Source organism: Deltaproteobacteria bacterium, from assembly GCA_026129095.1.
Classification (GTDB): domain Bacteria; phylum JAGRBM01; class JAGRBM01; order JAGRBM01; family JAHCIT01; genus JAHCIT01.
Window position 1 is genome coordinate 200,239 of the sequence record JAHCIT010000008.1, and the last position, 8,135, is coordinate 208,373.

Genomic DNA, 8,135 nt, shown 5'->3' on the forward strand with positions numbered 1-8,135 from the left:
CCGATGACAAGGACGGGGTGACGACCGGATGAAGAAGGATCTGATCGGGGAGCTGGTGAAAGTGCTGGAAACGACACCACGAGGAGAACGAAACCTGAAGGTCGCGGAGTATGCCCGCGTTCTCGGCGTCTCGGAGCGCACGCTCCACCGGCGTCTCGCCGCACACCGCATGGCGCAAGACCCATCCCGGACGGCGCGGCGCAAGACCCGCGCCGACAGCGGCACGAGCCGGGCGACCGCCGCCGAGATCGAAGCGGTGGCGGCCATCCAGCACATCGCGCGGGACCGGAGCCGCTCGCCGCTCGCACCGGGCGGGGGCCGGAGACTCCCCATGACGGTGGCGATCGACACCGCGAGGGCCTCCGGATTCCTCGCGTCGGACCTCTCGGACCAGCGCCTCGCCCAGCTCGCCCGGTCACTCGGCTACCGGGCTCCGGAGCCGGTCCGCCGGTTCCAGGCTGGCCGTGCCAACGACGTGCACCAGCTCGACTACTCGGGCTCGTCCTGCTTCGCCTTCGCCGGTTTCGCGGACGACGGCGTGCCGCTCGTCCGGGTGCGGGGCAGCGCCCTCGAGCGCTACAACGCCGCAAAAGACGGAGCGGAGCCGGTAGACCCGCGCCGCGTGTGGATACTCGCCTGGGTGGACGACCACTCCGGCGCGGCGTTCAGCGCCTACTTCGTCTCCCCCGGCGAGGAGACGGCGGTGATCCTGTCCACGCTGCTCGATTCCTGGACCGGACGGCACGGGCACCAGTCGGTGCCGTTCGGCATGCCGCGTTTCCTCTACGTGGACCAGGGCCCGGCCCACAAGAGCGAGCTGTTCCGCAGCTGCCTCGGGGCGCTCATTCACCCCGACGGGAAACCGGTGCGGGTCATCACGACGGCGGCCGGCAACGCGCAGGCGAAAGGGAAGGTGGAGCGGCGGTTCCGCGACATCAAGACCGCCTTCGAGGGGCGCTTCTGGCTCCAGCCGGGGAAGACCTACCGGCTGGACGAGGTGAACCGGCTGCTCCTCGCCTTCTGCGCGGAGCGGAACGCCAGGGCCCACCGGTCGCAGGCGGATCACACCCGGTTCGCCCTCTGGCAGCGGTCGGCCCGGAGCCTCACGGTGCCGGGCCCGGATGCCTGGCTGAACGCCTGGGAGACGGAGACCCGCCAGGTGGGCCGCGACGGCACCATCCGGTTCGGCGGCGTCGTCTACCGGGCACCCGTGGAGTTCACCGGCCGGAAGGTCAAGGTGTTCCACTCGCTCGCCGGCGAACTGTTCGCCGAGGATCCGCAGACGAAGAAATCCCATGCCTGCCCGCCGTTCGAGTTCGAGGCGTTCGGCGGCGGCAGGGGCCTCGCCGCTCCCGCCCCGCAGGCGGTGGAGCGGCTCAGGAAAGCGGTGGAGTCGCTGCGCTCGGCGGCGTTCCCGCAACCGGTTCTAGGTGAGGGCCAGCAACTCACGGTGGTGCAGATGCGTGGCAGAAAGACGGAGGCACAGGAGCGGAGACCGTTCGAGGAGGACACCTCGTTCGGATCCATCGAGGAAGCGGTGCGGTTCGTGCTCGAGGAGCTCGACCTCACGGCGGACGACGCGGGGACGGCAGCGATGGAACTGCTCCGCGAGCGGCTTGCCGAAACGGGGCTCGACCGGGCGAAGGTCCGGGAGCTCGCGGCACAACTCAGGGACGCGCAGGCGTCCGCCGCGCAGGCCTGATCCCGCAGGGGAAACGGACCGCGCGGAAGAAAGGGCCTGCGAAGGCAGGTTCTACCGGTACACGGAGGTCAACATGCTGGAGGCGGCATTGTCACATTTCGGATTCACGGAACTCCCGTTCAGCTCGGACTGGCGGGGGGAGATTTTCGAGTCGAAGGATTTCCGGGACACCCGGACGGCGGTGGATTCGGCCATCGAGCGGCATTCGAAGCTGCTCGTCACGGCCCCGATCGGGGCCGGTAAGACAGAGGCGGCGGATGAGGCGATCCGCCGGGCGAAGGAACGCTGGGACCGGACCGCCGAGGAACCGCTGCTGGTCGTGCCGCTGCTCGCCCGCGCGAAGAACCAGCTCACGGTGTCGGCGGTGGAGGACACCCTCCACGACGCGCTGGGTATCTCGGGCAGCAGCCGCCGCGAGGTAAGGGCCAGACGGCTGCACCAGGCGCTGGAATCGCGGCTGGCCAGCGGTGGCCGCGTGGCGCTCGTCATCGACGAGGCGCATGACCTCACGGCGCGGGTGCTTCGGGAACTCAAGACGCTGCACGAACTCCGTTCGTCCACGGGGAGGCCGCTGTTCGCGATGATCCTCGTGGCGCAAGACACGATCAGGAGTTTCATGAAAATCCACGCGCTGCACCTGTGGCAGCGCATCCGGGTCCACGAACTGAAGGGGCTCCGGCGCGACGAGATCGAGCCCTACCTCCGGCTCAAGCTGGAGGAGGCCGGAGCGCCGAAGACGTTTTCGCCGGACGCGATCGGAGCCGTCAAGAAATCCCAGGCCACCTGGCTGCCGCTCGATCTCAACCAGCTGTGCCAGCAGGCGCTGCACGATGCCTGGCGTCGCGGCGAGAAACAGGTCTCGGCGGAGACGGTGGAGATCGTGCTCAGGCCGAACCTTCTGTTCGCCCTGATGAAGCAGAAGGGGCTCTCCCAGAACGAGCTGGCCGGGGTCTCCGGCGTTCCGGCGTCCACGCTCAGCACCTTTTTCACGCGTCCGGAGGAGATGAGCGCCCAGAAGCGCGAGGAGGTCCGGTCGAAGCTCGTGGCCGGGCTGACGAAGACAGCGGCCCGCGAGCCCGACAAGAGCCGGATGGTCATCGGGACGCCGGTGGACGGCGCAAAGGGAAAAGCGGCCTGACGATTCAGCCGGAGGCAATAACCCCGCGCCGTGGTGGCGGAAGCCGGAGAAGACACGGCGCACAGACGAAGAGGAAAGTCCCATGTCGAAGACCAGCAAAGTGAAGACGACGGCGATCCAGCCCGCCGCCAGCCGGACGGAAGCCGAGGAGCTGCTCGCCCGGATCGGAAAGAACCAGCGGAAGGTGACGGCCATCGAGAGCCGCCTCTCCGACCGCGTGACGAAACTGCAGCAGGAGGCCGCCCAGGAGGCGGAGCCGCTGAATGCGGAGATCGAGAACGATTTCCAGCGGCTTCACCTGTGGGCGGAGGCGAACCGCGGCGCTCTGCTCGAGGGCAATTCGAAGACCGCGAAGCTCGCCACCGGCGAACTGTCGTGGAGGGTGTCGCCGCCCAAATGCACGCTCACCGGCGAAGCGGCCGTCATCGCCTCGCTGAAGAAGCACGGGCTCGAGGACGCCATCCGTACGAAGGAGACCGTCGACAAGGAGACCATCCTGGACGACCCCGCCCGGTTCGACGGGATCAAGGGCATCTCGGTCACGCAGAAGGAGGACTTCATCGCGAAGCCGACCGAAAGCGAGATCGAGCGGGCCGTCACCCAGGACCGCCGGGACAGGATCGCGGCCTGACGGCCGCTCCACGGACGGAGAACAGCCATGAACACCCAGCCCGCATCCGAGCCTGTGACCCCCGCCCAGATCCCGGCGATCTGGGCGGCGGGACGGGCGGCTGGTCTGGACCGCGAGGGCATCTATGACGTCGTTGAGCAGGTGTCGGGGTTCCGCTCGGTCACCCGGCTCACGAAGGAAGAGGCCCGCCAGATCATTGACCGGCTCAACCCCCGCCGCCCCCGCCGGCGCTCCCACGCGCGCACCCGCGCCCCTGCCCAGGGAACGTCCGGCGGCGGGCCGATCCCAGCCATTCCGAGCCCCGGCCAGCGGGCCTATGCCCGGAAGCTGATCGAGGAGCTGGAACGGACCCGTGGGATCCCGTTCGCGCAGGGGGTCGTGGAAAAGGCCATCGCCAAAAGCACCCCCCTCACCAGCCAGGACTACCAGCGGGTGATCGAGGCGATGAAGGCGCTGGGAAGGAGGTGCGGATGAACGGCTGTCTTCTGCTCCGCACCGGGTGGTTCGGAACCGTGCGGGTCTGGTTCGCCAGACGGAGATGGTTTCTTCAACGGACGGATGATCCGTCAACGGTCCTGTGGGGCGGTGACGGACAGACGCTCTGCGATTTCCTGGACTCCCTGGAGTCCGCCGCAAGGGAGGCCGCATGATATTTTTCCCGTTGCTGGCCGCGCTGCTGGTGTTCATTCTCTGGGTCGTCTTTCTGGCCGGGGCCGCCGCCACCTCCAGCTGGTGGCTGCTAGCCGCCTGTGTGCTGTTCGGCATGGTGTTTTTCCTGCTGCCCATGGCCATATGCTCCTTGGCCGTCTCCGCACTGCTCAGGCTCCCGGCCGGTGACGGAGAAGGCCGCTGTGAGGACCGATGAAGACTGACAAGGCCATTGCTCCGCTCAGTGCAGACGTGCCTGACCGGATGCGGTCGGCGCGCCTGATCCGCACGGAGCGGGCGCTTGCGGCGCGCAGAGAGCGAGGAGCCGAGGAGCGTCTCCTCCGGGCGGCCGAGCTGGCGAGCGGTCTCGCCCGCGAGGAGATCACGGGAAAGAGCCGCCGGGTCCCCGCCGCCGCCGTCCGGCATGCCGTCTGGTACATCGCTGTACAGACGCTCGGCCTGAGCCTCGCGCTCACGTCCGAGGTGTTCGGCGGCACCGGCGGGCGCGACCACACGACGATCCTGCACGGCGTGAACCGTGTTCGAAACGACATGCACACGGGGGGACCGCTCGCCGATCTCGTCGCCGGGATCGCCGGTGCGTGGAACGGTATCCTGGAGGAGGAGCGGTCATGCGGATGATGCCTGGGTCGATGTCGCGGTACGACCGGAAGCGGACCCGGCAACAGGCGGCGCTGCGCCGCTGGCGGGAGCGGCGGCTCCGGTCCATGAGCCCGGAGGAGTTCGAAGCCGAGATCGGACGGCGGGCGGCATTCAACCGGTCGATCGGCATGACAGGCGACCGGTCGATGGAGGAGGCCCGGCAGACGCTCACGATGCTCCGGCGAGCTGCTGCCGCCGATGGGCGCCCGTCCGCCGGAGAACACGCCGGCACTGGTTCCGAGGAGGATACCTATGCACCCGACTGAAAGTGGCATACCCAGCATCATGACCCGGAGCGGCCGGTTCATCCGGTTCGATGATCCCGATCCAGACACTATCGACATCGGCGACATCGCTCACGGGCTTTCTCACCTGTGCCGGTTCGCTGGGCACACGCGGGAGTTCTACTCTGTCGCCGAGCATTCGGTATATGTGGCGAACCTGTGCCCGCCGGAGCTGCAGCTAAGGGGCCTCTTGCACGATGCCGCCGAGGCCTATGTCGTCGATCTCCCGAAGCCACTGAAACGAATAATCCCCGAATACCGTGAAATCGAACGGAAGGTGATGGCGGCGGTCTGCCAGAGGTTCGGGCTTCCGGAAGAAGAACCTGCCACCGTGAAACGCGCGGATCTCATCATGCTCGTCACCGAGGCCCGCGACCTCTGCGGCCCAGGCTGGGAGGAGTGGGGTATCCGACAGGCCCCACTCCCGGAGCGGCTGGCGCAGCCGCTTCATCCAGAACTGGCCCGGACGCTGTTCTTGGAGAAGTTCCGCTCGCTGGCCGGTAGCGGCACGCCGGTGGTGCGCCCGCCTTTCGGCCGGATGGACGAGGAGGCGATGCGGTGAGCGCGTCATTGATAGAATGGACCGAGGAGACCTGGAACCCGCTTACGGGCTGCACAAAGATCAGCGCCGGGTGCCAGCACTGCTATGCCGAACGGATGGCGAAGCGGCTCCAAGCGATGGGTCTGGATCACTACCGGGCCGGATTCGAGTTGGCAGTGCACCCCGAGAAGCTCAACATTCCTCGCCGCTGGAAGCGGCCACGCATGGTGTTCGTGAACTCCATGAGCGATCTGTTTCACGATCGGGTGTCCGATGAGTTCATCCGTGACGTGTTCCGGGTGATGAACGAGACGCCGTGGCACACCTACCAAGTGCTGACGAAGCGGGCGCAGCGGCTGTGGTCTCTCTCGCGCGGGCTCACCTGGACCCCTAACATCTGGATGGGAGTGAGCGTGGAGTCCCATTCCTGGCGCTCGCGTATCCGTCTCTTGAGTGACGTCGCTGCCGCCGTCCGGTTCCTCTCGTGCGAGCCGCTGCTCGGGCCGCTACCGGATATGGCCCTGCAGGGAATCCACTGGGTGATCGTGGGCGGCGAATCGGGGCCAGGAGCGCGGCCGATGCACCCCGACTGGGCCGAGAGCCTGCTGTATCAGTGTCGGGGCGCCGGAGTGCCATTCTTCATGAAACAACTAGGTGGCCACCCGGACAAGCGTGGGCAGATCGAACAGCTCCCGGCACACCTGCGCGTGCGGATGTTTCCCGGCGACACCTGGACGGAAACGGTGGAGCCATGCCAGCCCTGAACTTCCAGAAGCGGTTCGTTCCGATGATCCGGAGCGGGGAGAAGTGCCAGACGATCCTGGCGCACCGGAACGACGGCCGGCCGCCGTGCAAGCCCGGCGACCGGCTGAAGCTCTACACCGGCATGCGGACGAAGGGGTGCAAGCTGGTGGCGACGGTGGAGGTGATCAGTTGCCTTCCTGTCCGAATCTTCGGGACGGGTTTCGAGGTCACACACGAGGAAGACGAGACCGACTACTGGCACGGTCTCTCGCTCTACTCCTTCGCCCGGCTCGACGGTTTCCGGGACTGGACCGAACTGCGGGACTGGTTCGGCCGGACCCACGGCCTGCCGTTCGAGGGCTGGTTGGTGAGGTGGGATTCTAATGGATCCGCGGGGGAACCGGTCACAACCATTAGTCCTGATCGCTGACCGTGATCCTTTTTTCCTTATTATATTCAGTGCATCCCTTGTTCACACACACCCAGACCTCCTGATACGAGCCTTTTCTTTGAAGCATTCTGGTGACGTATTTCCCAACCAGATCAGGGCGTGGCGACATTGGCTGATGACATTTCGGACAGTTTTTCGCGGCGAGCATGCCTTCCCGGTTCCAGGTTGGGGAACCGCCTCCAAGTAACATGTTAAAGGAGCGGCCCGGCCGTGAGCAAACACGGCTGGACCACCTCGCCGGCGGTGCGACCCGCTGGTCCGGCCTACGGCTCCCGCCCTGACGTCAGAGCGCCGGGAGCATAGCACAGAAAGATCTTGCCCATGCTGATCCCATGGATGGGCGGCAAGCGCCGCCTGGCGAAGCACCTCTTGCCGCTCTTCCCCGATCACACCTGTTATGTCGAGCCGTTCGCCGGCGGGGCGGCGCTGTTCTGGATGAAGGAGCCGTCGAAGGCTGAAGTCCTGAACGACCTGAATGGCGAGCTGGTCAACCTCTACCGGGTGGTGCAGCACCATCTGGAGGAGTTCGTCCGGCAGTTCCGCTGGTCGCTTGTGTCGCGGAAGCTGTTCGACTGGCTAAAGACCGCCCAGCCGGAGGGGCTCACCGACATCCAGCGGGCGGCGCGGTTCTACTACCTCATGAAAGGGAGCTTCGGGGCGAAGCCCACCGGTTTCACTTTCGGGACGGCCACCACCTGTCCGCCGAAGCTGAACCTGCTCCGGATCGAGGAGGAGCTGTCGGCGTGTCACCTGAGGCTAGCCCAGGTGACGGTCGAGAACCTGGACTGGAAGACGTGCATGGGCCGCTATGACCGGCCGCACACGTTCTTCTACCTGGACCCGCCCTACTGGGGGACGGCTGACTACGGGGTGCCGTTCGAACTGGCAGAATACCGGGCTCTGGCGGACCGGCTCCGTTCGATGGAGGGAAAGGCCCTGCTGTCGGTGAACGACTGTCCGGAGATGCGGGAGGCGTTCGCGGGGCTGCGAACCGAAACCGTCGGGGTGACCTACACGGTCGGTGGCAACAGCAATGCGGTGAAGCGGTCGGAACTGGTCATTCGGAACTGGTGAGTGATGTCTACCGGACCCTACGAAATAGACAGACCGGTGTCAAAGCGGGTTTCAGTTTTCGAGGAAATTGCGGTTTCGATTTTGATGTGCCTGAGTTTCAGTTTCGTCACGCAGAAGCCCGATTTCACCGAAAAAACAACTGAATGAAACCCGGTTTATGACAACTTTCGGGTAGTTATTATGACAATAGTTTACAAAGCGCTAGCCTTGCTGTGTGTGTGGGGGGGGGGGGGCGTAACCCCGCCGGGAGCCGCGCCCA

12 protein-coding genes are annotated in these 8,135 nt (G+C 66.1%); all 12 read left to right on the forward strand.

Annotated features, from left to right (window positions below; all coding sequences use genetic code 11):
* The first annotated feature begins 28 nt into the window (after positions 1–28).
* The 12 genes from KIT79_12750 to KIT79_12805 all read left to right on the forward strand — a co-directional run bounded on the left by KIT79_12750 (position 29) and on the right by KIT79_12805 (position 7,876).
* Complete coding sequence (locus KIT79_12750; protein ID MCW5830171.1) at positions 29–1,702, forward strand: hypothetical protein; 1,674 nt, start codon at positions 29–31, stop codon at positions 1,700–1,702.
* Between the two features lie 73 nt (positions 1,703–1,775).
* Positions 1,776–2,840 (forward strand): AAA family ATPase, encoded by a 1,065-nt coding sequence (locus tag KIT79_12755; protein MCW5830172.1) that lies wholly within the window; start codon positions 1,776–1,778, stop codon positions 2,838–2,840.
* Between the two features lie 82 nt (positions 2,841–2,922).
* Positions 2,923–3,471, forward strand: coding sequence for a host-nuclease inhibitor Gam family protein (locus tag KIT79_12760; protein ID MCW5830173.1), 549 nt, complete (start codon positions 2,923–2,925; stop codon positions 3,469–3,471).
* 27 nt (positions 3,472–3,498) lie between these two features.
* On the forward strand, positions 3,499–3,945 hold the full coding sequence (locus tag KIT79_12765) for a hypothetical protein (GenBank protein MCW5830174.1): 447 nt from the start codon (positions 3,499–3,501) through the stop codon (positions 3,943–3,945).
* On the forward strand, positions 3,942–4,121 hold the full coding sequence (locus tag KIT79_12770) for a hypothetical protein (GenBank protein MCW5830175.1): 180 nt from the start codon (positions 3,942–3,944) through the stop codon (positions 4,119–4,121). The genes KIT79_12765 and KIT79_12770 overlap by 4 nt, the downstream gene beginning before the upstream one ends.
* Complete coding sequence (locus KIT79_12775) at positions 4,118–4,336, forward strand: hypothetical protein (GenBank protein MCW5830176.1); 219 nt, start codon at positions 4,118–4,120, stop codon at positions 4,334–4,336. Before KIT79_12770 ends, KIT79_12775 begins: the two co-directional genes overlap by 4 nt.
* On the forward strand, positions 4,333–4,761 hold the full coding sequence (locus tag KIT79_12780) for a hypothetical protein (protein MCW5830177.1): 429 nt from the start codon (positions 4,333–4,335) through the stop codon (positions 4,759–4,761). The genes KIT79_12775 and KIT79_12780 overlap by 4 nt, the downstream gene beginning before the upstream one ends.
* The gene (locus KIT79_12785) at positions 4,752–5,048 is read left to right on the forward strand and encodes a hypothetical protein (GenBank protein MCW5830178.1); all 297 of its coding nucleotides are present in this window, start codon (positions 4,752–4,754) and stop codon (positions 5,046–5,048) included. Before KIT79_12780 ends, KIT79_12785 begins: the two co-directional genes overlap by 10 nt.
* Entirely contained in the window at positions 5,035–5,628 is a 594-nt protein-coding gene (locus tag KIT79_12790; protein MCW5830179.1) for a metal-dependent phosphohydrolase, read from the forward strand. Before KIT79_12785 ends, KIT79_12790 begins: the two co-directional genes overlap by 14 nt.
* Positions 5,625–6,371, forward strand: coding sequence for a phage Gp37/Gp68 family protein (locus KIT79_12795; GenBank protein ID MCW5830180.1), 747 nt, complete (start codon positions 5,625–5,627; stop codon positions 6,369–6,371). The genes KIT79_12790 and KIT79_12795 overlap by 4 nt, the downstream gene beginning before the upstream one ends.
* Entirely contained in the window at positions 6,359–6,781 is a 423-nt protein-coding gene (locus KIT79_12800; GenBank protein ID MCW5830181.1) for a hypothetical protein, read from the forward strand. Before KIT79_12795 ends, KIT79_12800 begins: the two co-directional genes overlap by 13 nt.
* A gap of 333 nt (positions 6,782–7,114) precedes the next feature.
* Positions 7,115–7,876, forward strand: a complete 762-nt coding sequence (locus tag KIT79_12805) for a DNA adenine methylase (protein MCW5830182.1) — start codon at positions 7,115–7,117, stop codon at positions 7,874–7,876.
* Positions 7,877–8,135: the final 259 nt, after the last annotated feature.

Bases quoted from the DNA above. Each gene is read 5' to 3' on its own strand.
- KIT79_12750 (MCW5830171.1), top strand. From the start codon at position 29: ATGAAGAAGGATCTGATCGGGGAGCTGGTGAAAGTGCTGGAAACGACA.
- KIT79_12755 (MCW5830172.1), top strand. From the start codon at position 1,776: ATGCTGGAGGCGGCATTGTCACATTTCGGATTCACGGAACTCCCGTTC.
- KIT79_12760 (MCW5830173.1), top strand. From the start codon at position 2,923: ATGTCGAAGACCAGCAAAGTGAAGACGACGGCGATCCAGCCCGCCGCC.
- KIT79_12765 (MCW5830174.1), top strand. From the start codon at position 3,499: ATGAACACCCAGCCCGCATCCGAGCCTGTGACCCCCGCCCAGATCCCG.
- KIT79_12770 (MCW5830175.1), top strand. From the start codon at position 3,942: ATGAACGGCTGTCTTCTGCTCCGCACCGGGTGGTTCGGAACCGTGCGG.
- KIT79_12775 (MCW5830176.1), top strand. From the start codon at position 4,118: ATGATATTTTTCCCGTTGCTGGCCGCGCTGCTGGTGTTCATTCTCTGG.
- KIT79_12780 (MCW5830177.1), top strand. From the start codon at position 4,333: ATGAAGACTGACAAGGCCATTGCTCCGCTCAGTGCAGACGTGCCTGAC.
- KIT79_12785 (MCW5830178.1), top strand. From the start codon at position 4,752: ATGCGGATGATGCCTGGGTCGATGTCGCGGTACGACCGGAAGCGGACC.
- KIT79_12790 (MCW5830179.1), top strand. From the start codon at position 5,035: ATGCACCCGACTGAAAGTGGCATACCCAGCATCATGACCCGGAGCGGC.
- KIT79_12800 (MCW5830181.1), top strand. From the start codon at position 6,359: ATGCCAGCCCTGAACTTCCAGAAGCGGTTCGTTCCGATGATCCGGAGC.